This is a genomic window from Arthrobacter sp. PL16, from assembly GCF_035985055.1.
In the GTDB taxonomy this organism is placed as follows: Bacteria; Actinomycetota; Actinomycetes; order Actinomycetales; family Micrococcaceae; genus Arthrobacter_D; species Arthrobacter_D cheniae.
Genome location: NZ_JAXCIC010000003.1, coordinates 262039 through 283685 on the forward strand (window position 1 = coordinate 262039; position 21647 = coordinate 283685).

Below are 21647 nucleotides of genomic sequence, written 5' to 3' on the forward strand. Positions count from 1 at the left end.
GGGAGGAGGCAGACGATGGGGATTCTCGACAGAGTGGAGCGCGGCCTCGAAAAACTGGTTCGTGGCGCCTTCACCACAAGCTCCCGGTCCCAGGTACAGCCCCTGGAGATCGCGAGTGCCCTCCGCAAGGAACTGGACAACAGGTCACTCGTCCTCGCGCAGGGTCGCACCCTGGCCCCCAATGTCTTCACCGCCCGCTTGTCGGATGCGGACTTCGAGCGCGCCCAGCAGTGGGGATCCGCCCTCGCCGAAGAACTGTGCGACGTCGTCATCGCCCACGTCGACAGCCAGCAGTACACCCTTCAGGGGCCCGTGCGTGTTTCCTTCGAGCACGACCCCGACCTCAAGGCGGGAATCTTCGAGATCGATTCGTCGATCGAGAAGCAGGCGGCCGCGCGTCGCCCCGCCGGGCCGGCAGCCCCGGCAGCACCCCGGCGTCAGCCCACCCGCTACCAACCGGTTCTCGAGATCGATGGCCAGCGCTACTCGATCAATTCCGGTTCGATCGTGCTCGGACGCTCCTCCGAGGCGGACATCCTCGTCGATGACACCGGTGTGTCCCGGAGGCACCTGGAGATCCGCTTGCAGGAAGGCCGGACCTACGCCGTCGACCTGGGCTCCACCAACGGCAGCTACGTCAATGGTCAGCGTGTCAATGGCCAGGCTGAGCTCACGGATGGTTCCACGATCACCATGGGGCGTTCGCGCCTGACGTTCCGCCTCGTGCCGACGCAGGACGGAGGCGGGCGATGAGCGAGGCCGGCGAACTCACCGTCACGCTGTTGCGTTTCGGGTTCCTGATCCTCCTGTGGGTCCTGGTGCTCAGTACTGTCGGCGCCCTGCGCCGTGACCTCGTGGTGGGACGTCGCAACAAGGTGGGTACGCCGACCGCCCGGGAGATCCGCAAGAACCCGAACCTGGTCGAGGAACCGGCTCCTGTCCGGACACCTGTCCGGAGACTGGTCGTCACGGAGGGGCCCCTCACCGGGACCAGCGTGGAACTCGCAGCGAGTCCCATCCTCCTCGGACGCGCCCAGGAAGCCACTCTCGTCCTCGAGGACGATTACGCGTCCGGGCGCCACGCGCGCCTGTTCCCGCAGGGCAGCCGATGGTTCATCGAGGACCTCGGTTCGACCAATGGGACCTATCTTGCCGGCGCCCAACTGACGCGTGCGCTGCCCGTCGAACCGGGCGTTCCCGTCCGGATCGGTAAGACGGTCATCGAATTGAGGCCGTAGGAGTGCGGCTTGCCCTGAGGTTCGCCGCCCGCTCCCACGTGGGCATGGTGCGCGCGAAGAATGACGACTCCGCCTACGCAGGCCGATATCTCGCCGTCGTGGCCGACGGTATGGGCGGCCATGCGGGCGGTAATGTCGCCTCCGCCTCCACGGTCCTCGACCTCGTTCATCTCGATCACGACCGGCACGACGGCGATGCCGGAACGCACCTCGCCGATGAGATCCAGACGGCGAACTCACTGCTCTCCGAACTGGTGGCCACGAACCCGCAACTCGCGGGCATGGGCACCACCGTGACCGCCATCCTCCTCGAGGACCAGACCCTGCATCTGGCCCACATCGGCGACTCCAGGGCCTATCGCCTCAAGAACGGCGTCTTCGAGCAGATCACCACGGACCATACCTTCGTGCAGCGCCTGGTCGAGGAAGGCCGCCTGAAACCCGAGGACGTGGACGTCCACCCGCACAAGAACGTGCTGATGCGGGTTCTCGGAGATGTGGACGCGAGCCCCGAGCTCGATCTCGACTCCTTCGATGCCGAGCCGGGAGAGCGTTGGCTGCTCTGCTCCGACGGGCTGAACGCCGTCCTCAACGACCGCGTGGTCGAGCAGGTCATGCGTGAGACGAGAGACATCCGCGACTGCGTGAACACGCTCGTCGAACTGACCCTCGCCGGAGGATCACCGGACAACATCACGATCGGCGTCGTCGAGGTAGCCGAAGCCCGGGACGACGTCACGCCACCCGCGAGCATCCCCCCGGCACGCCAGGCAGCGGGTGAGCGCGATGAACCTGTCGATGGTTCCGCCGCGGCGTCACAGGAAACCGGTTCAACGGCAGAGCTCTCCGGAGCCGCCATTCGCGCGGACGTCATCCGCCAGGATCTCCTGACCAGGCCGCACGTGCTGGTCGGTTCCGCCGCCCTTGCCACCGAGACCGGCCAGATCCCGATAGTCACACAGCGATCCACAGAACGCCGTGCAGCCATGATGCTGACGCACAGAGCCGGGACCGATGCCACCGAGGATGGCGAGGACGGCGAGGACGAGCAACCGACCCGCACGAGGCGCTGGCTTGTCCCGGCCTTCCTCTCGCTGATGACCCTGATCCTGATGGCGGTCCTGGGACTCGGCTACACCTGGACGCAGACGCGGTACTACGTCGCAGAGGCAGAGAACCGGGTGGCAATCTACACGGGTGTCCCTCAGCGGATCGGTCCCATCGGCCTCAGCGAGGTTTACGAGATGACTGATATTCCCGTGGCGAACCTGCCCGAGTACCAGCGGTCGCAGGTGTCTAACACGTTGCCGGCGGGCAGTCTCGAGGAGGCACAGCGCATCGTCGGGGATCTTCGGGGTGAACTACGGGCCGTGTCCTGTGAGCCTGCCGGGCCGAGTGCGGCACCGACATCTCCAGCGTCGCCCTCACCATCGACCGCATCCCCGTCGCCGTCCCCGTCAGCGGAACCCACAGCGGCACGCACCGCCGGCGGAAGCCCTACGCCGGAGCCGAGTAGTTCGGCGAGGCCGACGTCCAACGCTTCAACCGGTGCTACCTCGGACGCGGCGCCGTCCCCCGTCGACTGCGGAGGTGCAGCAAATGAGTGATGTCCTGACCGCTCCACGATCCCGTCGCACTGTCGAGTTCTTCCTGCTCCTGCTGGCCCTCGCCGTCGCTGTCTGCGCGAACTACCTCGCGGGCATCGGACGCGAAGAGGCGCTCGGCGACTATTTCTGGTCACAGGCGATCACCCTTAGTGCGATGAGCTTGCTCATCCACCTGATCCTGCGGTTCAGGGCGAAATATGCCGACCCGGTGATTCTTCCCATCGTCGTCGCACTCAACGGGATCGGCCTGGCGATGATCCACCGCCTCGATCTCTCAGCGGCGCAGATCAATCCCGAGTTCACTCCGGTGGCGCCCCAACAGGTGCTCTGGACGGCAGTGGCCATCGGTGCGGCCGCGGTCCTCCTGATCCTGCTGCGGGACCATAGGATCCTACGTCGTTTCACGTACATCTCGCTGATCGTCAGCGCGATCCTCCTCCTGTTGCCCCTGACTCCGCTCGGCCTCGAGATCAACGGAGCCCGAATCTGGATATCGGTAGGCTTCGGCACCTTCCAGCCTGGTGAGATCGCGAAGATCACGCTCGCAGTATTCTTTGCCGGATATCTCTCCACCAACCGCGATCTCATCCTTCTTGCCGGCAAGAAGATAGGTCCGCTCCAGCTCCCTCGTTTCCGGGATCTCGCCCCGATGGGTGCTGCCTGGCTCGTGAGCATCGGCGTCCTCATCTTCCAGCGCGACCTCGGCTCCTCGATCCTCTTCTTCGGCCTCTTCATGGTGATGATCTATATCGCCACAAGCCGAGTCAGCTGGGTCCTCATCGGCCTGGCCATGATCGCCGTCGGCGTCTTCGTCGCCCTCGAACTGTTCAGCCATGTGGCGCTCCGCTTCGATTCGTGGATCAATGCCTTCGCCCCCGAGGTCTACGACCGCGCACCAGGCGGCAGTGCCCAGGTGGTGCAGGGTCTGTTCGGGCTGGCGAACGGCGGCCTGATGGGGACAGGCCTGGGAGCGGGAAGACCCGATCTGGTTACGTATTCCAACAGCGACATGATCATCGCTGCGCTCGGTGAGGAACTCGGACTCATCGGTGTCGTCGCCATCGTGATGCTGTACGTCCTCCTGGTCTCCCGGGGCATCAGGGCAGCCCTCGGCACGAAGGACGGCTTCGGAAAGCTGCTCGCCTGCGGACTGTCCTTCACCATTGCCCTCCAGTGCTTCGTGGTCATCGGCGGGATCACGCGTCTGATCCCTCTCACCGGACTCACCACGCCCTTCATGTCCGCAGGAGGATCATCGCTGCTCGCGAACTGGCTCATCGTGGCGCTGATCCTGCTCATCTCGGAGACGGCCCGTCGGCCGGCTCCCACCACCCCGATGAAGGACTCGTTCCTCGAGCCACTCGGCGTCAACGGAAAGCCCGTCAAGAAGAAGTCCACGAAGGAGGTTTCCCGATGAACCAGGCCATTCGCAGCGCATGGGTCGTAGCCATGGGCATGTTCGCCCTCGTGCTCGGATCGTTGACCTTCGTGCAGTTCTTCCAGGCGGAGGAGCTCACGGAGAACCCGTGGAACAGCCGCCAGTTGTACCAGGAGTTCGGGCGGCAACGAGGAGCCATCCTCGTGGACGGTCGCGCCGTCGCCGAATCCGTCCCGTCGAACGATCAGTTCAATTACCAGCGCGTCTACGAGGAGCCCGAACTGTACGCGCACCTCACGGGCTACTACTCCCTGTCGCTCGGGTCCACACAACTCGAGGATGCTGAATCGGAGATCCTCTCCGGCACGGACAGCTCCTTGTTCTACGACCGCGTGGTGCGGCTGTTCTCCGGCGTCGACGCACAGGGCGCCAACGTCGAACTGACGATCGACCCGGAGATCCAGCAACTCGCCTACGACCTCATCCCGGACGGCCAGCGGGGCTCGATCGTGGTCATGGAACCCTCCACCGGCAACATCCTCGCCATGGTGTCGAAGCCCACCTATGACCCGAACCTGCTCGCGGGTCACGACACAGCCGTGATCGCCGAGAACGCCGCCGCGCTCTCCGAACAGCCCGGACTGTCGATCTACACGAATCCTGCCACCGAGTCGCTCGTGTCACCCGGGTCCGTGTTCAAACTCATCGATGCCGCTGCGGCAGTCGAGTCCGGCCGCTATGACGCCGAATCGGAGATTCCCAATCCACCGGCGCTCGAATTCCCGGGCATCCAGTACACGCTGCCGAACTTCGTGACGGGCGGCTGCGCGAGCAGGACGACGGCGGACCTCGAGTTCGCCCTCGAGCAGTCCTGCAACACGGCTTTCGCGAACATCGCACTGGACCTCGGCGAGGCCGCCATCCAGGAGCAGGCCGCGAAGTTCGGCTTCGGCGAGGAATTGGCCATACCCACGCGGGTCATCGCCAGCACGTTCCCGTCGGATCTGACGGAGCCGGAGCTGGCGCAGTCCGCAGTCGGGCAGTTCGACACCCTGGTGACGCCCCTTCAGATGGCCATGGTTTCCGCAGCCATCGCGAACGACGGCGAGCAGATGAAGCCGCAGCTCATCAAATCCGTCCGCGCCGCCGATCTCGAGCTCATCGAGTCTCCCCAGCCGGAGGTACTCCGGCAGTCCGTCAGCCAGGAGACTGCGAACCAGCTCACCGATTGGATGGTCAACGTGGTGGACAACGGAACGGCGACGGGGGCTCAGGTCCCCGGTGTCGCGGTAGCCGGCAAGACAGGGACCGCCGAGTTCTCCGAAACAGGTGACAACGCGTGGTTCACCGGCTTTGCGCCCGCGGATGACCCGCAGGTAGCCATATCGATCGTGATGGAGAACGTGGACATCCCCACCGGTCAGCAATTGACCTCACCCAGTGCCAAGAGACTCATAGAGGCGGTGTTGAACAGATGAGGCCCACGTCAGGAATCACCCTGGGCGGCAGGTTCGAACTGACCGAGCGCGTCGCCATCGGCGGTATGGGCGAGGTCTGGAAGGCCCGGGACCAGATCCTCGGCCGGGTCGTCGCGATCAAGATCCTCAAGGAGGAGTACTCGGGCGATCCCGCGTTCCTCAACCGCTTCCGGGCCGAAGCGCGCCACACGGCGCTGTTGAACCACGAGGGCATCGCCAACGTCTTCGATTACGGCGAGGAGGGCGGCTCCGCCTACCTCGTCATGGAACTCGTCCCGGGACAACCCCTGTCCGCCGTCATCGAGAAGGAGCAGGTCCTCTCACCGGACCGCACGCTCTCCATCGTGGGGCAGACCGCCACGGCCCTCGCCGTCGCGCACCGTCAGGGCCTCGTGCACCGGGACGTGAAGCCGGGCAACATCCTCGTCATGCCCGACGGCCGGGTCAAGATCACCGACTTCGGTATCGCCCGGCTGGCCGATCAGGTTCCCTTGACGGCCACGGGCCAGGTGATGGGCACCGCGCAGTACCTCGCTCCCGAACAGGCCACCGGCCAGCCGGCCACGGGCTCCTCCGACATCTATGCGCTCGGCGTGATCGGCTACGAGTTGCTGGCCGGGCGGCGTCCGTTCTCGGGTGAGTCCCAGATCGCGATCGCCCTCGCCCAGGTGAACGATGCTCCGCCGCCGCTGCCCGAGTCCATCCCGCGCCCCGTGCGCGCCCTGATCGGATCGATGCTCGCGAAGGATCCGGCCGGCCGGCCGCGCGACGCCGAATCGCTTGCACGCGCCGTAGCGGCCATCCGTTCCGGTGACGTCCGCGCCGCCGAGGCGGCCGTGCCGGGGATGCTGGCCTTCGCTGCCGCCGGTGCGGACGTGCCGACCGCCGCGGTGCCGCGCCAGGACACCCAGGCGACGACGGCGGTCCCCGCACCGACCACGTCGGCCCTGCCCACCGTCGCCGCTCCCGCCGCGGCCGGTGCAGCTGCCGGTATCGCAGCATCACGGGACTGGTCCGAGGAGGATCCCGACGTACCCGAGCACGCCCCGGCCGACCGTGAGGACGAGGACCGCCGGAGCCCCTGGCTGATCCCGCTCATCGTGCTCCTGCTGCTGGCCCTGGCCGCCATCGCGTTTCTGGTCCTCCAGCCACTGCTGACGGGCGATACTTCCGACAACGTACCCGCCGGGACGACCAGTTCTTCTGCGAGCGCCGAGTCGTCGTCGAGCACTCCATCCCGGTCCCCTTCTGTCACCCCGACCACACCGTCGTCGTCACCTGCCCCGAGCACCACCGAGGCGAGCGACGACGTCATCATCTCGCCGAGCGAGTACCTCGGACTGTCTCAGCAGGAAGCCACCCAGCGACTGATCGCCCTTGGTTTCGGCGTCGACGTCGAGCCGCAGTTCGCGGACCAGGAAGCCGGGACGGTGCTTGCCATCAATCCCAGCGGCGCACAGGCACCAGGCACAACCATCACGCTCACCGTGTCCCAGGGCCCGGAGCCGGTCGAGCAGGTCACCGTCCCGGGAGGACTGCAGGGCCGTTCCGCGGCCGACGTCGAGGGGATCCTCGTGGACCTCGGGCTCAGGCCGGTCAACGTCGGTGAAGAGCAGTCCCCGCAGCCCGCCGGGACCGTCCTCCGACTCAATCCGGGGGCGGGAGCCGTACTGCCCGCGGGAACACAGGTCGACTACGTCGTGTCGTCCGGTCCGCCTGAGACCGAGGCCCCGGTGGCCCCGGTGACGCCGACCCCGACGCCGGCGCCGACAGCGACAGCGACCTCCAGCCCATGATCCCTCCGGAGCGCCAATGGCCGGGGAACGGAAGCCGGTGAACACCCAGCGGGTCCTGAACGGACGATACGAGGTACTCGAACTGATCGGGCGCGGGGGGATGGCCGACGTCCACCTCGGCAAAGACCTGCGGCTCGGGCGCTCGGTCGCGATCAAGCTCCTGCGCCAGGACCTGGCTCGGGATCCGCTGTTCCAGTCGCGCTTCAGGCGGGAGGCACAGGCTGTTGCGGGGCTGAACAACCCGAACATCGTCTCGGTGTACGACACGGGCGAGGAGGAGATTCCCGACCGACCGCAGCACGAGGTCCGTGTCCCCTTCATCGTCATGGAGTACGTAGCCGGCCGAACCCTCCGCGACCATGTCAAGGCCGGTGACCTGACGCCCAAGGACAGCGTCACCTACCTTGCGGGTGTCCTCGACGCGCTGGAGTACAGTCACAAGGCCGGCATCGTCCACAGGGACATCAAGCCGGCCAACGTGATGATCACGCTCGACGGCGCCGTCAAGGTGATGGACTTCGGCATAGCCCGCGCGATGGCCGATTCGCAGGCCACCATGACGCAGACGCAGGCCGTCCTCGGCACGGCACAGTACCTCTCGCCCGAGCAGGCACGGGGTGAGAAGGTCGATGCACGCAGCGATCTGTACTCCGCCGGGTGTCTGCTGTTCGAACTGCTCACCGGCCGGCCACCGTTCGTCGGGGACAGCCCGGTATCCGTCGCCTACCAGCACGTCCGGGAGGAACCTCCGACGGCGAGCAGTCTCAATACCGATGTGACGCCCGCCTTGGATTCCGTGCTGGCCAGGGCCCTTGAGAAAGACCGCGAGGACCGCTTCCAGGATGCAGCGGGCTTCCGCAAGGCACTGCTGGACGCCGGCCGAGGCATCATCCTGCCCGGCGCCGTCGTAGCACCGACGGAAGCGATGAATATCACCGCCCCGCAGACGCGTGCGCAAGGAGTCGGCGCGGCGGCGCTTCCCGGGTCCGCCGCAGCCGCATTGTCGGGTCCCCACACGCGCGCCATGGATCGGGTCTCCGCCGAACGTGCGATGACGGACGGCCGCCTCCAGGCCTCCGATCGGATCGAAGAGGATGACCGGTCCGACGTCCTGCGTTCGGGGGGTGCCGGGCAGCAACCGGACCGGAGGCGGAATTCCGCCCGTACTGCCTGGATCACCGTCTTCTTCGTGGCGGTCCTCCTGGTCCTTGCTGCCGGCTACTTCGTGCTCAGCACCCTGCTGGGCAATCAGGACCAGCCTGAAGTGACGACCGTCGTCGTTCCCGAACTCGTCGGGATGACGGAGGCGGACGCAACCGATGCCATCGTCGACGTGGGACTCATCCCCTCTACCGACAAGGAGTACAACGCAACGGTGGATGCCGGCAGTGTCATCTCGTCGGATCCGTCCGCGGGTGCCTCCGTGGAGCCGGAATCGCGCGTCAACATCACCGTCTCGCAGGGCCCCGCCAACGTGCTGCTGCCCGACTCGCTCGCCGGTCTCACCGAATCCTCGGCTCGTGACCAACTCGAGGAACTCGGTCTGCGGGGTGGCGCCATCACGGAGGAGACCAGCGCCGAGGTCCCCGACGGCAGGGTCATCACCACCAACCCCCAGGCCGGCCAGACTGTGCCGGTCGGCAGTTCGGTCGATCTGGTGCTGTCCAACGGCAAGGTCACCGTGCCCCTGCTCACCGATCTGACCATCCAGCAGGCCGAGGCACTCCTGGCGGACCCCGCGGTGCAATTGCCCTTCACCGTTCGCGAGGTGGAGAACAGCGTCGTCGCCCCGGGCATCATCACGGCACAATCCGCGCAGGCTCGATCCGAGGTTGATCAGGGTACGCAGATCGTCCTGACCGTCGCGAGGGCACCTGTCCCCGAACCTGCGGAGCCGGCCGAGCCCACGCAGTCCCCCGAACCCACACAGTCCCCGTCGGAGGAACCGGGTAACCGGCCGACCGAAGGCACGGGTGACGGATCCAACACCCGTCCCACCGAGGACGGTAACTAGGCGACGACCGGCAGGTCAGCTCGTCGACGGGCCTGGTCCTTCCCCTTCAGGCGGTACCTAGCGCGCGATGAGCGGGCTGAGGCCCGCGGCCCTGGTTGCCGCGCCCTCGAGACCGAGTGATTCGAGCCAGGTACCCAGCATCTGGTAGCCGCCCTCCGTGAGGACGGACTCGGGATGGAACTGTACGCCGCAGAGGGGTGCCGTCCTGTGCTCGAGGCCCATGATGATGCCGCTGGCGGTGCGGGCCGTGACGGTGAGCTCTGCCGGTACGCTGTCGCTGACGGCTGCGAGAGAGTGGTACCGCGTTGCGGTAACCGGTGACGGAAGTCCCGCGAAAACACTCGTCCCGTCGTGTTCGACGAGCGACGTCTTGCCGTGCATGAGTTCAGGTGCGTGCGTGACCGTACCCCCGTATGCCTCGGCGAGCGCCTGATGACCCAGGCAGACCCCGAGCATGGGCTTGGCCTGCTCACCGCACCAACGGATCAGATCGACACAGACGCCGGCGTCGGCCGGTGTTCCCGGACCCGGAGAGATGAGGACACCGTTCCGCGATGCCGCCATGTCCTGCGCTTCCGCTAGCGTGACGTCGTCGTTCCGGACCACGGTGGTCTCGGCGCCGAGTTCCTGCAGGTAGCCGACCAGGGTGTAGACGAAACTGTCGTAGTTGTCGACGACGAGGATTCGGGTGGAGTGAGCCATGAGTTACGGGGAACCAATCGTTGAATCTGTGAGCGGGCTGAACTGGGATATCCAGGGAAACACGAAGACCAGGAGTACCGCGACGGCTGCCAGCACCAGGACCACGGACAGGACGATGCGCATCCACAGGGGACCGGGAAGAGCGCGGAAAATGGATCCGTACATCGTGTCTATGCCTGTCCTGCAGCGCGGGCGACCTGCTCCGCGATCTCCGGCGGCGGCCCGGCATCCAAGGGACGCCAGGACTCCATCACCGAGTACGCAATAATACGCTCCTGGGCGCCGAAGCGAGGATTGCAGCTGGTCAGCGTGAGAATGCGGTCCAGGGGTTCAGCAGCGGGATCCGTGGGGACGGGAGCGATGACATCCACACGATCCGGCAGCACGATCTCCGTGTTGCGGAAGACATAGGTGTAGTAGCCGTCGCGCGTCTGGAGGTAGATGCGGTCACCGGGAACCAGGGTATGAATCTGGTCGAGCACCTGGCCGTGCGTCTGCCGGTGGCCTGCCAGCGCTATATTCCCTACCGCCCCGGGTGCAGCGGTGCCGGGGTAGTGGCCGAGTCCGAGGTTGTCCAGCACATCGGTTCCTACGCCGGCCGTGATGGGCCGTGAATAGTTCTCGCCGAAGCGGGGGACGTACACCACTCCGAAGGTACCGGTGAGTGCACTCTGCGCAAGGACTGCCGGTTCCCCGAAGTCCTCGACGGCAGGTGCGTCTTCACCGCCGTCGGTCGAGGGCGCTGGAGGCTCAGGTGCAAGGGGCACATCCGAGAAGAACTGCTCCAGCGCCTGATCCTGCTTGATCCCCGAGTCGATGTTCGTCCACCAGAGCTCCCACCCCACGAACAGCAGCAGGACGATTCCGGCGGTGATGAGCAGTTCGCCCAGGATCTGCGCGACCACCTGGAAGGGCGTCCGACGACGGCGCGTGGGCCTGGTGCGTTGAGGTCGGCTTTCGACGGCGGCGTCGAGCGTTGATCTGGCCACTGCCACTCCTGAGCTCGGGATGCACCGGTATCCTGCGGTTCTTGGCTAGAATCGTGCAAGAACCGGACCGCCGGGTGTCGATTCTCCTTCAGGATAACCTGCAGGTCGGGACACTTCTGAGCGGCCAGCAGGAACATCGGTGCAGCTGACCAGCAGCTGCACCCCGTCGAGGAGAAGCCGTGCCCGAGTCCAAGCCCCGCAAGAGAGCCAGCTCCGCTGCGCCCGCCGCGAAATCCTCACAGCCCAAGCCGAATCCCGCCTGGTACAAGTACGTCATGTTCGGTCTGATGATCGTCGGCCTGCTGTGGATCATCACGTTCTACATCTCGATGTCCACCCTGCCCGTTGCAGCCTGGGGTTCGTGGAACATCCTCGCGGGCTTCGGCATCGCGATCATCGGCTTCCTGATGACGACGCGGTGGCGTTAGCCGCATTCGGAAATACGAAGCTTTTCGCTTTCCGACGAGCACCAACACCATCGCCGCGGGCCTCGGCCCGCGGTGATGGTGCATTTCTGGCTCTGTTCAGGAATCGACGAGAAGCAGGCGACGATTCTTAGATTTGGCGAGCTGCTCCGATTCTGCAGCGTGGGGTCTGAACGCGAATTGGAAAGGACGAGCCAGGACGAAGGACCAGCGCCTTACAAGACTCCACGCGTAGCTTCCGGTACCCACCACTCTCATGGGTCACAATGTCAAGGTGAACTACTTATTCCGTACCCCTGTTGACTATTCGCTGAAACATATGGAACTTGGGCGCCCTCTGACCTCGCTATCCGCGGCATCGAGCACCTATTGGCTGGGAACGCTCACGACTCTCGTACTGTGAGTGAACCGAGGAACCGCCGTCCCGATATCCAAGGACTTCGCGCCGTCGCGGTTCTTCTGGTGGTGGTGTACCACCTGATGCCTGACGCGCTTCCGGGAGGATTCGTGGGTGTCGACGTCTTCTTTGTGATCTCGGGATATCTCATCATCGGGTCCTTGGCGCGAGAGGCAGCGACAACAGGCCGTATTGACTTGGCGGCGTTCTACCGCCGGCGCATCCGTCGTCTCATGCCCGCCGCAACGCTGGTACTCAGCGCCACAACCCTCGCGGCACTCCTCATCCTTCCAACGAGCCGTTGGACCCTGTTGTCGAAGGATGTCATCGCTTCTGGCCTGCAGGTCCAGAATTGGAATCTCGCCTTCGGCTCGACCAGTTACGAGCAAGCTGGAGGGCCCGTCTCCATCTTCCAACACTTCTGGTCCCTCGCGGTCGAGGAACAGTTCTACCTGGTGGTTCCACTGTTCATCCTGCTAGTCGCTCGTAGGATTCGCGGAGAGGCAGGCGCTCGACGCAGATGATTGATACTTACCTCCTTGTCGCTCCTTCTGGCGCTGTCATTGGTCCATTCCGTCGTATGGTCGACAACAAATCCGGGCGTTGCCTACTTTGCGACGACTACTCGGCTGTGGGAACTTCTCGCCGGCGGGATACTTGCGATCTGCGCTCCTAAACTCGGTCATCGGTCAGCGGACGTCGCCTTTGTCGTTGGAGCCGCTCTCATCGGGTACAGTGCCGCGATGTTCGCCACTGCACTCCCGTTCCCAGGATGGATTGCGGGAGTGCCAGTCGTCGGCACACTCCTCGTCCTCTGCGCGGGATATTCGCGTCATGACTCGCCGGGATTCGTTCATGTGCTGTCCGTCAGGCCTTCCGTATTCCTGGGCAACATCTCTTACTCTTTGTACCTCTGGCATTGGCCACTGATCGTTCTATACCTCTTCCTTCTCGGACGACCTGCGGCTCTCGTGGACGGCATAGTCATCCTGATTCTCGCCGGCGTACTAGCGTGGGCCAGCACACGCTTCATCGAACTACCCCTCAATCGGGCTCCCACTACGGCACGTCGGGTGAGAGGCCCTCACAACGCTGGGCGCGAGATAAAGCGGTACTCCTATGTCCTCGGTTCGGGGTTACTTCTTTTGTCTCTAGCTGCCGCTGCCCTTCCAGCGAGTCTCGTCGCCATCAAGGGCAGTCAAGGACTAGAAGGTTCGCTCGATCCCGTTCTATATCCTGGAGCCGCTGCTTGGGATCAAGCAGCGGGGCCGATAGCACCGATACGCCCTGACCCAGCAGTTGCGGCTGATGATCAGAATGTCTTGGCCGGTAATGGTTGCCTGTTATGGGACCCGACCGAGATGAGTACAGATGCCTGCCAGTATGGAACTCCCGAGGGGCAAGAGCGGGCCGTACTGGTCGGAGACTCTCATGCAGGCCAGTACCTCTCGCCGCTCGATGCAGTATTCAAGCAGGAGGCCTTCATTCTCGACGTACTCGTACGTAATGGATGCCCATTCAACGCAGCGCCTCTCGGAAGTGGTGCGGCCGTCTTCAGTGACTGCATCAAGCAGAACCGCCTGACTCTCGAGACCCTGTTGGCCGATCCGCCGGATATGGTTCTGACCAGCAACCTGCGACCTTCCGGGTATGAGCGCGAGCTGTCGTGGTCCTGGTCCTCCAGGAGAGAAACGGTCGAGGGGTATCGCTCACTGTGGCGACCTCTCGTGGATGCCGGAATCGACGTCCGTGTGATCACCGACTCACCTCTTCCAAAGACTCCGGCTCCTGAATGCGTGGAGATGAGTGATGCCGTAGCCGTCGACTGTGTTGATCGGACCGACGGTGAAACAGCGGACGACCCCATGATCGAGGCTGCTCAGGGGATGGACGGCGTGACACTGGTGGATTTGTCGCCCTACTTCTGCAGAGACGATGCATGCCCGTACGTGGTTGGGAACGTTCTCGTGTACCGGGACAACCACATCACGGACTCATTCGCACAAACTCTCGCCAAACCAATACGTCGCTCAGTGTTCGGCTACTAGATCAGCGTCTGTACACACCATGTGCATGAAGTTATCCACAGGTGTGCACAGGATTGTTGATCGTTCACCGAATCCCGCGAAACTCCGGGCCCTGCTTATCCACAGGTGTGGAATTACATGTGTGTAAGTTATCCCCCGTGTGGATAAAGGGTGTGGACAAGTGAGGGAGGGGTCGGTGTTCGCACACCGACCCCTCCCTCACTTGATACCTCACACAGGGAGAAGCGAGACCCCGACGAACGTCAGAACACCCAACAGCAGGACGACCACCGCTAGCCCAGCCCACTGGAGCCGCGCCTGGCGCGAGCCTCTCGGAGCGTAAGCGACGACGGCGGCACAAGCGGCGCCTGCGAGAAGCCCACCGAGATGCGCCTGCCAGGCGATGCCCTGGACGACGAAACCGAGGACGGCGTTGATGGCGATCAGAACGACGATCTGGCGGACATCGCCCCCACGCTTGCGCTGGATGATGAACAGGGCCCCGAACAGTCCGAACACGGCCCCCGATGCACCGACGACCGACTGCTGGAAATTACTCAGGAGCAGGACCCCGACGGAGCCGGCGATCGCCGAGATGAGGTAGAGCGCCAGGAACCTCGCCCTGCCCATGGCGGGTTCGAGGACCTTGCCCAGGATGTACAGCGCGTACATGTTGAACGCCACATGAAGGAACGAGCTCGGCGAGTGGAGGAAAGCCGCCGTGAGCATCCGCCAGGGCTCCGCCGGAATCACTCCGCCCGCGCCCGCCGTATAGATGGGGGCATAGGAGAAAGCCCTGGTGAGTCCCGGCACCACGAGCTGCAGCAGGAACACCACCACGCACACGCCGATGAGGGTATACGTGACAACGGGTGCCCCCCCGCGCGCGACGCCACCGAAAGCCGTCTTGCGGACCGGTGCGCGGGCAGCCTGCTCACGCACGCAATCCACGCATTGAAAACCGACGGCTGCGGGCCGCTGGCACTCCGCGCACGCCGGACGGCCGCACCTCTGACACCTCACATAGCTGATGCGATCAGGGTGCCGCGGGCAGACGGGCGCCTGCTGGCTTTCGGCGTCAGGCGCGGGGAGACCATAGGACATGCGGTTAGAGCTGTTCCACAGTGATGCTCTCGATGACGACGTCCTCCGAGGGCTTGTCCCTCCTGTCGGTCGGAATCGAGTTCAGCTTGTCCACGACCTTGCGGGACTCCTCGTCCGTGACATCGCCGAAGATCGTGTGCTTGCCCTGGAGCCAGGTCGTAGGCACCGACGTGATGAAGAACTGCGAACCGTTGGTTCCCCGACCGCCCTGAAGGCCGGCGTTCGCCATAGCCAGCTTGTAGGGCTCGGCGAATGTCAGATCGGGGTTGATCTCGTCGTCGAACTTATAACCGGGTCCGCCGATGCCCTGGCCCAGGGGATCTCCGCCCTGGATCATGAAGTCCTTGATGATCCGGTGGAAGATGGTGCCGCTGTACAGGGGGGCGTTGCTCTCCTCACCGGTCTGCGGGTGGGTCCAGGCGATCTCGCCGGTGGCGAGGCCGATGAAGTTCTTGACCGTCTTCGGAGCGTGGTTCCCGAAGAGATTCACCTCGATGTCGCCCTGGTTGGTATGGATGGTCGCTTTTGCTGTCGGTATAGCAGTCATAGCGCCATTCTTTCACGCGGGTCCTGACAATAAAGGTGACCGGTCGTATTCCGCGCAGAGTGGAACGAGTCGCCGACCTAGCACCCTCAGGTGGCATGGATGGCACCCCCTGCCCATGCGAAGTAGGCTGGTGAAAACGATCAGCCACCCCCTGGAGGTTTTTGTGAAGAAGAACGCACGCGCCACCCGCGAACTCGAGGAAGGCTTCGCTGCCGGACTTGCCGCTGGCCTGGCGACGAATGTCACCGCAGCACAGACCTGGGCGACACCACACGTGGCCACGGCCTACGGTTGGGCCAAGCCCCGTTGGGAGAAGGGCATCGAAACGGCCGGTCCGGCCCTTCAGGACACCGTCCGTAAGGTGACCGAGGGCATCTCCGGAGGCATCTCCGTGGTGACCCCCAGGATCCAGGACAGCATCGACAGGGTGGGTCCGGCCATCGCCCAGCTCATCGACGAGACAACCCCCAGGATTCAGGGAACGCTGGACAAGGCCTCGCCCGCGTTGAACTCGGCCAAGGGCAAGGTTGTCGACGACTATCTGCCCGCGTTCTCCGCGAAGCTCGGAGAAGCCGCTGACAGCGCTTCCCGGTCACTCGCTGCAGCGACCCTTCCCCCCGTCGTCGAGAAGGCCGTCATCAAGGCGACTGGTGACAAGAACGCCGTGAAGAATGCCCAGAAGCGCCTCGCCGCTGCAGCAATGCAGGCGTCCAAGGACCTGAAGAGGAGCCAGGCCCGCAAGTCCGGTCAGGGCTGGCTGATCTTCGGTATCATCGCGGCCGGCATCATCGCCGGGGTGGCTGCATGGCGGGCCTCGAAGCCTGTCGAGGATCCCTGGAAGACCCCGGCTCCTATCAAGGCAACCCCCGCCCCCGTGTCGAGCCAGAAGTCGCAGGAGGCAAAGGAGGTCATCGCCAGCATGAAGGAGGCAGCCGACCGCGCCGCAGCCTCGTCCAGCGATGCGTCGGACGGCAGCAAGAACGCCGACAGCAAGAACAAGGCCGCCGACGCGGCCCAGACCGTTGCCGATAAGGCGAAGGATGTCACCGATTCGGCCAAGCACTCGGCCAATTCTCCGGAAGAGCCCAAGGCCTGAGACCGTACGGTCGGACGAAGAAGCCCCCCGGCTACGTCGGGGGGCTTTTTCATGGCGGCTATAAATATGCACTTTACGGAATGTTCGATGGTGCGAATAGTCAGTCTCCGCCGAGGGCCGGCGGAGGAGCCGATGCTGCTGCCATCTTCGGGGATTGTCGCCGTCCGTTCCTCCGTTGCTGACCACGGATGACTATCGCGAGCCCAACAAGGATCAGCACCAGTCCGCCGTAGGTTCCTGTCGGTAGTTTCTCATCGAGGAATATAGCTGCGAGGACCGCCGCACCCGGAATTTCCAACAGGATGATCATGGAGACAACGAGCGGACTCATCACGGCGAGAAGATGATTGAAGACCGAGTGTCCCATGATCTGCGCCATGAGTGTCACGGCGAGGATGCCCGCCCAGGCAGCCGGAGTGAAGCCGACGACTGGTTGTGCGGTAGCAGCGCACAGGATCAGCAGGATCACCGCACAGGCTCCGTAGCAAAGGGTCGTATAGGTTCCCGTCGACATCGTCCGTCGCGCTGCTGCACCGGCCATCTGGTAAATACCTGCCAGCGCCCCGCCGAGAAGGGCCAGGACATCCCCCAGCACTGCATCCCGGGACAGTGACAGGTCGAATCCGGTAATGATCACGACCCCCACGAACGCAACGCCCAAGCCCCCCACCACTGCACTGTGCGGACGTGATCCGAGCAGCGCGTTGAACAGTGCGATCCATGCCACCTGGAGACAGACGAGCGCGGTAGCCGCAGCGACGGACGTCAGTTTGAGTGCGGTGATGAAGCAGACGAAGTGGAGCGCAAGCGACACCGCAGCGATCGCGAGCCGCCGATAGTCCGACCACCGCAGCGACGCGAACTCGGCCCGCTTGGATACTGCCGCAGGCCCTCCCATGAGGATCGCCCCGAGCAGATTTCGCCAGAAAGCGATTGCGAGGACCGGAGCTGCCGTTGCTGCCATGATCGGCCCGGATGCGGACACGCCAATCACGCCCAGGACAGAGAGGAAGATGATCACCCGGCAACACTATGGCACTGCTTGGACCCGTGTGCGGCAGGCTGCCAACGCAGAAGGCCCCGGTCCATGACCGGGGCCTTCTCTTCGGTGGAGGCACGGGGACTCGAACCCCGAACCCCCTGCTTGCAAAGCAGGTGCGCTACCAATTGCGCCATGCCCCCCGAATCGGACTGCATTCACCGTGAAGGTTCACACAGTCCGTTGCTTACGCTACGTCGTCCGTCGCACTGCTCCAGACGTTCTTGCTCTTTTCTGAATCCTGCCACCGCTTGTAGGCCAGAACACCGGCCGCAGCCGCTACTGCAATGAGCAACTTCTTCACGACAGTCTCCTAGCAGTTACCTGCGAGTGGTGGATCCGTGGGCGTACCAGGACTTGAACCTGGGACCTCTTCGTTATCAGCGAAGCGCTCTAACCGCCTGAGCTATACGCCCCGATACCTCTTCGGGCCGAGATACGACTTTACAGTAGTGTCTCGGGAATCTTCAAATCGTCACGGAAGAACCGAGGAGGCCGGTATCTCAATCATCGGTGAGCGTCACGCCGATGCCGCCGACCAGGGTGGAGGAGATGTTGTAGAGCACCGCCGAGAGCATGGCGAGGGCGGTCAGGAGGACCACATTGACCACGGCGATGATGGTCGCGAAGGACAGTACCTGCGGCAGTGAAGCGAACTGGCGAAGATCGAAGCCCCCGCTCTCGGACCCGGCGATCTCACGCAGCAACTCGTTGACACCATCGAAGATGCCCGTCAGATCGAGCACGGTCCAGATCACGAACGATGCCACGACGGTGACGATGCCAAGGGCGACCGAGAGCAGGAAGGACATCTTGAGTACTGACCAGGGGTCCACCTTGCTGACGAGCAGGCGTGCCTTGCGGGCCTTCGCCTTCGGAGCCGGCTTGACCAGCCCCGGTCGCTGGGTCGGGCGTCCAGCCTGATTGCCTGCCGAGGCAGGACGCTGCGCTGGACGAGCCGGAGCATTCACGCGCGGCGAAGCACCAGGCGATCGCACTTGTCCACTGGTAGTCCGCGGGTTGGTGTTGGCCGAGCTCACTCGTTACCTCCGTGTTCCGGCGACTCAGCGTCAGGCTCAGCCGTTTCCTCTGTCGACAACCGTACTTCATCGGCTGTGAACTCTGCAGGTTCCTCCTCCGGCGTCACGGTGTCGATGACCTCGACGTCCGGGCTCGCTTCGGACGGATCCTCGATGAGGCCCTCCTCCACGCCTACGCTCCGCTCGCTGTTGCGGGCGATGGCGATGATTCGGTCGGTCTTGTCCGGCTTGGCGAAGATGACGCCCATGGTGTCGCGTCCCTTCGCGGGAACACCGGTGACAGCCGAACGGACGACCTTCCCGCCGCCCATGACGACCAGCACCTCATCCTCTTCCTGCACCACGAGGGCACCGATGAGGTCACCTCGCTCCTCGGCGAGCTTCGCGACCTTGATGCCGAGCCCACCTCGTCCCTGGACGCGGTAGTCGTCGACGCGGGTCCTCTTGGCGAAGCCCCCCTCGGTGACGATGAAGACGAAGGAGTCGTCAGTGACGACATTGGCCGCCAGGAGCTCGTCATCCTCTCGGAACTTCATGCCGGTCACGCCGGAGGTGGCGCGCCCCATGGGTCGCAGAGCGTCGTCGTCGGCCGTGAACCGCAGGGACTGTCCCTTGCGCGAGACGAGCATGATGTCGTCACTTCCGGACACGAGCTGCGCCGAGACGAGCTCGTCGTTGTCGCGGAGGTTGATAGCGATGACACCGGCGGTCCGATTGGTGTCGTAGTCCTCGAGGCGTGTCTTCTTGACCAGTCCACGCTTGGTGGCGAGGACAAGATAGGGCGACTGCTGATAGTCCCGCAGATCTAGGACCTGGGCGATCGTCTCGTCCGGCTGGAAGGCCAGGAGATTCGCTACGTGCTGCCCCTTGGCGTCCCGTGCCGCTTCCACGAGCTCGTAGGCCTTCGCACGGTAGACCCTGCCCAGGTTCGTGAAGAACAGGAGCCAGTGGTGGGTGGTGGTCACGAAGAAGTGCTCGACGACGTCGTCGCCGCGCAACTGGGCCCCCTTGATGCCCTTGCCACCGCGGGCCTGCTGACGGTAATTGTCACTGCGCGTGCGCTTCACGTACCCGCCGCGCGTGATGGTGACGACCATCTCCTCTTCGGGAATCAGGTCTTCCATGCTCATGTCGCCGTCGTAGCCCATGAGGATCTCCGTGCGTCGATCGTCACCGAATTTCGCGACGATGTCCGACAGCTCGGTGCTGACGATTCCGCGCTGGACATCCTCGGAAGCGAGGATCCTGTTGAACTCGGTGATCATCGTCTCGAGTTCTGCGTGGCGGTCCTGGATCTTCTGCCGCTCCAGCGCCGCGAGGCGGCGGAGTTGCATGTTCAGAATGGCTGTCGCCTGGAGTTCGTCGATGGACAGCAGCCCCATCAGCCCGTCGCGCGCTTCTTCCGTCGTGGAGGAGGCCCGGATCAGGGCGATGACCTCATCCAGTGCGTCGAGCGCCTTCAGGAGGCCGCGGAGGATGTGTGCCTCCTCCTCCGCCTTCCGCAGCCTGTACCGCGTGCGCCGGACGATCACTTCGAGTTGGTGGGTGACCCAGTGCCGCACGAAGGCATCGAGGCTGAGCGTCCGGGGAACGTCATCAACGATCGCCAGCATGTTCGCGCTGAAATTGTCCTGCAGCTGGGTGTGCTTGTACAGGTTGTTGAGCACGACCTTCGCGACGGCGTCGCGCTTGAGCACGATCACCAGGCGCTGGCCGGTGCGGCCCGATGTCTCGTCCCGCAGGTCGGCGATGCCGCTGACCTTGCCGTCCTTGACCAGTTCGGCGATCTTGATCGCCAGGTTGTCGGGGTTCGCCTGGTAGGGCAGTTCGGTGACGACGAGGCAGGTCCGGTTCTGAATCTCCTCGACGTTGACGACCGCGCGCATCGTGATCGAGCCACGACCGGTCCGGTAGGCGTCCTCGATGCCCTTGTGCCCCAGGATCTGGGCGCCGGTCGGGAAGTCCGGGCCCTTGATGCGGGTGATCAGCGCTTCGAGCAGCTCTTCCTTCGAGGCCTCGGGATTCTCGAGGTACCACTGCACGCCATCCGCGACTTCACGGAGGTTGTGCGGCGGGATATTGGTGGCCATACCGACGGCAATGCCGGATGACCCATTGACGAGCAGATTCGGGAAGCGCGACGGGAGGATCGTCGGTTCCTGGTTCTTGCCGTCGTAGTTGTCCTGGAAGTCGACGGTTTCCTCATCGATGTCCCGCACCATCTCCATGGCGAGCGGGGCCATCTTCGTCTCGGTGTACCGCGGAGCCGCAGCGCCGTCATTGCCGGGTGAGCCGAAGTTACCCTGCCCGAGCGCCAGCGGATAGCGCATGGTCCAGTCCTGGATCAGGCGCACGAGGGCGTCGTAGATCGCCGAATCACCGTGCGGGTGATACTGCCCCATGACCTCGCCGACAACACGGGCGCACTTGTTGAACGATCGGTCAGGCCGGTAGCCGCCGTCGAACATCGCATACAGGACACGGCGATGAACAGGCTTCAGTCCGTCGCGCACGTCCGGCAGCGCACGTCCGACGATGACCGCCATGGCGTAGTCCAGGTAGGACCGCTGCATCTCGGTCTGCAGGTCGACCTGCTCGACGCGGTCGGTCAGGACCTCACCCTCGAGGGGCTCGTCCGGTCCATTGCCGTTTCCGGTGGTGACGTCACTCATGAATCAATTCCGTTCGTGAAAGGTTCTCAACCACAAAAGACGCGGTCGCTGCCCGGCATAGCGTGTGGGCGCTTCGACATTGCGAGGAGCGAGCATGA

19 protein-coding genes and 2 tRNA genes are annotated in these 21647 nt (G+C 64.2%); 11 read left to right on the forward strand and 10 right to left on the reverse strand.

Features of this window, described 5'->3' with window-relative positions:
* Positions 1-15: 15 nt before the first annotated feature.
* Genes RCH21_RS08455 through pknB form a run of 7 tightly spaced genes read left to right on the forward strand, consistent with a single transcriptional unit; the run spans position 16 to position 9511 of the window.
* The gene (locus RCH21_RS08455; protein ID WP_120148870.1) at positions 16-753 is read left to right on the forward strand and encodes an FhaA domain-containing protein; all 738 of its coding nucleotides are present in this window, start codon (positions 16-18) and stop codon (positions 751-753) included.
* Positions 750-1238: an FHA domain-containing protein FhaB/FipA gene (locus RCH21_RS08460; protein ID WP_120148871.1), complete on the forward strand. Its 489-nt coding sequence runs from the start codon at positions 750-752 to the stop codon at positions 1236-1238. Before RCH21_RS08455 ends, RCH21_RS08460 begins: the two co-directional genes overlap by 4 nt.
* Before the next feature lie 44 nt (positions 1239-1282).
* Positions 1283-2845: a PP2C family protein-serine/threonine phosphatase gene (locus RCH21_RS08465; RefSeq protein WP_442784692.1), complete on the forward strand. Its 1563-nt coding sequence runs from the start codon at positions 1283-1285 to the stop codon at positions 2843-2845.
* Positions 2838-4262, forward strand: coding sequence for an FtsW/RodA/SpoVE family cell cycle protein (locus RCH21_RS08470; protein ID WP_326963991.1), 1425 nt, complete (start codon positions 2838-2840; stop codon positions 4260-4262). The genes RCH21_RS08465 and RCH21_RS08470 overlap by 8 nt, the downstream gene beginning before the upstream one ends.
* Positions 4259-5701 carry a peptidoglycan D,D-transpeptidase FtsI family protein gene (locus tag RCH21_RS08475; RefSeq protein ID WP_326963992.1) on the forward strand — a complete coding sequence of 481 codons (1443 nt, stop codon included), beginning with the start codon at positions 4259-4261 and terminating at the stop codon, positions 5699-5701. Before RCH21_RS08470 ends, RCH21_RS08475 begins: the two co-directional genes overlap by 4 nt.
* Positions 5698-7497 (forward strand): protein kinase domain-containing protein, encoded by a 1800-nt coding sequence (locus RCH21_RS08480; RefSeq protein WP_326963993.1) that lies wholly within the window; start codon positions 5698-5700, stop codon positions 7495-7497. The genes RCH21_RS08475 and RCH21_RS08480 overlap by 4 nt, the downstream gene beginning before the upstream one ends.
* A 37-nt stretch (positions 7498-7534) precedes the next feature.
* Positions 7535-9511: a Stk1 family PASTA domain-containing Ser/Thr kinase gene (gene pknB / locus RCH21_RS08485; RefSeq protein ID WP_326963994.1), complete on the forward strand. Its 1977-nt coding sequence runs from the start codon at positions 7535-7537 to the stop codon at positions 9509-9511.
* A gap of 57 nt (positions 9512-9568) precedes the next feature.
* Here the strand turns inward: pknB and RCH21_RS08490 are convergent, their stop codons facing one another.
* Positions 9569-10213, reverse strand: a complete 645-nt coding sequence (locus RCH21_RS08490) for an aminodeoxychorismate/anthranilate synthase component II (protein ID WP_326963995.1) — start codon at positions 10211-10213, stop codon at positions 9569-9571.
* Positions 10214-10383: 170 nt separating this feature from the next.
* Positions 10384-11202, reverse strand: a complete 819-nt coding sequence (locus RCH21_RS08495) for a class E sortase (RefSeq protein ID WP_442784685.1) — start codon at positions 11200-11202, stop codon at positions 10384-10386.
* A gap of 179 nt (positions 11203-11381) precedes the next feature.
* On the opposite strand from RCH21_RS08495, the gene RCH21_RS08500 reads away from it, so the two are divergent.
* From RCH21_RS08500 to RCH21_RS08510, 3 genes are all read left to right on the forward strand, one after another.
* Entirely contained in the window at positions 11382-11630 is a 249-nt protein-coding gene (locus tag RCH21_RS08500; protein WP_120148877.1) for a cell division protein CrgA, read from the forward strand.
* A gap of 396 nt (positions 11631-12026) precedes the next feature.
* Entirely contained in the window at positions 12027-12548 is a 522-nt protein-coding gene (locus tag RCH21_RS08505) for an acyltransferase family protein (protein WP_326963996.1), read from the forward strand.
* 837 nt (positions 12549-13385) lie between these two features.
* On the forward strand, positions 13386-14072 hold the full coding sequence (locus RCH21_RS08510; RefSeq protein ID WP_326963997.1) for an SGNH hydrolase domain-containing protein: 687 nt from the start codon (positions 13386-13388) through the stop codon (positions 14070-14072).
* 210 nt (positions 14073-14282) lie between these two features.
* Here RCH21_RS08510 and RCH21_RS08515 read toward each other — a convergent pair whose 3' ends face one another.
* On the reverse strand, positions 14283-15155 hold the full coding sequence (locus RCH21_RS08515; RefSeq protein WP_326963998.1) for a rhomboid family intramembrane serine protease: 873 nt from the start codon (positions 15153-15155) through the stop codon (positions 14283-14285).
* Positions 15156-15159: 4 nt separating this feature from the next.
* Positions 15160-15702 carry a peptidylprolyl isomerase gene (locus RCH21_RS08520; protein ID WP_326963999.1) on the reverse strand — a complete coding sequence of 181 codons (543 nt, stop codon included), beginning with the start codon at positions 15700-15702 and terminating at the stop codon, positions 15160-15162.
* Positions 15703-15832: 130 nt separating this feature from the next.
* On the opposite strand from RCH21_RS08520, the gene RCH21_RS08525 reads away from it, so the two are divergent.
* Complete coding sequence (locus RCH21_RS08525) at positions 15833-16798, forward strand: hypothetical protein (protein ID WP_326964000.1); 966 nt, start codon at positions 15833-15835, stop codon at positions 16796-16798.
* 100 nt (positions 16799-16898) lie between these two features.
* Here RCH21_RS08525 and RCH21_RS08530 read toward each other — a convergent pair whose 3' ends face one another.
* The 6 genes from RCH21_RS08530 to gyrA all read right to left on the reverse strand — a co-directional run bounded on the left by RCH21_RS08530 (position 16899) and on the right by gyrA (position 21549).
* Positions 16899-17819 carry a DMT family transporter gene (locus tag RCH21_RS08530; RefSeq protein ID WP_326964001.1) on the reverse strand — a complete coding sequence of 307 codons (921 nt, stop codon included), beginning with the start codon at positions 17817-17819 and terminating at the stop codon, positions 16899-16901.
* Positions 17820-17907: 88 nt separating this feature from the next.
* A tRNA-Ala gene (locus RCH21_RS08535) sits at positions 17908-17980 on the reverse strand.
* A gap of 44 nt (positions 17981-18024) precedes the next feature.
* Complete coding sequence (locus tag RCH21_RS08540; RefSeq protein ID WP_220725914.1) at positions 18025-18141, reverse strand: DLW-39 family protein; 117 nt, start codon at positions 18139-18141, stop codon at positions 18025-18027.
* A 38-nt stretch (positions 18142-18179) separates the two neighbouring features.
* Positions 18180-18253: transfer RNA gene (locus RCH21_RS08545), tRNA-Ile, on the reverse strand.
* An 87-nt stretch (positions 18254-18340) separates the two neighbouring features.
* On the reverse strand, positions 18341-18877 hold the full coding sequence (locus RCH21_RS08550) for a DUF3566 domain-containing protein (protein ID WP_326964002.1): 537 nt from the start codon (positions 18875-18877) through the stop codon (positions 18341-18343).
* Complete coding sequence (gene gyrA / locus RCH21_RS08555) at positions 18874-21549, reverse strand: DNA gyrase subunit A (protein WP_326964003.1); 2676 nt, start codon at positions 21547-21549, stop codon at positions 18874-18876. Before gyrA ends, RCH21_RS08550 begins: the two co-directional genes overlap by 4 nt.
* Between the last annotated feature and the right edge of the window lie 98 nt (positions 21550-21647).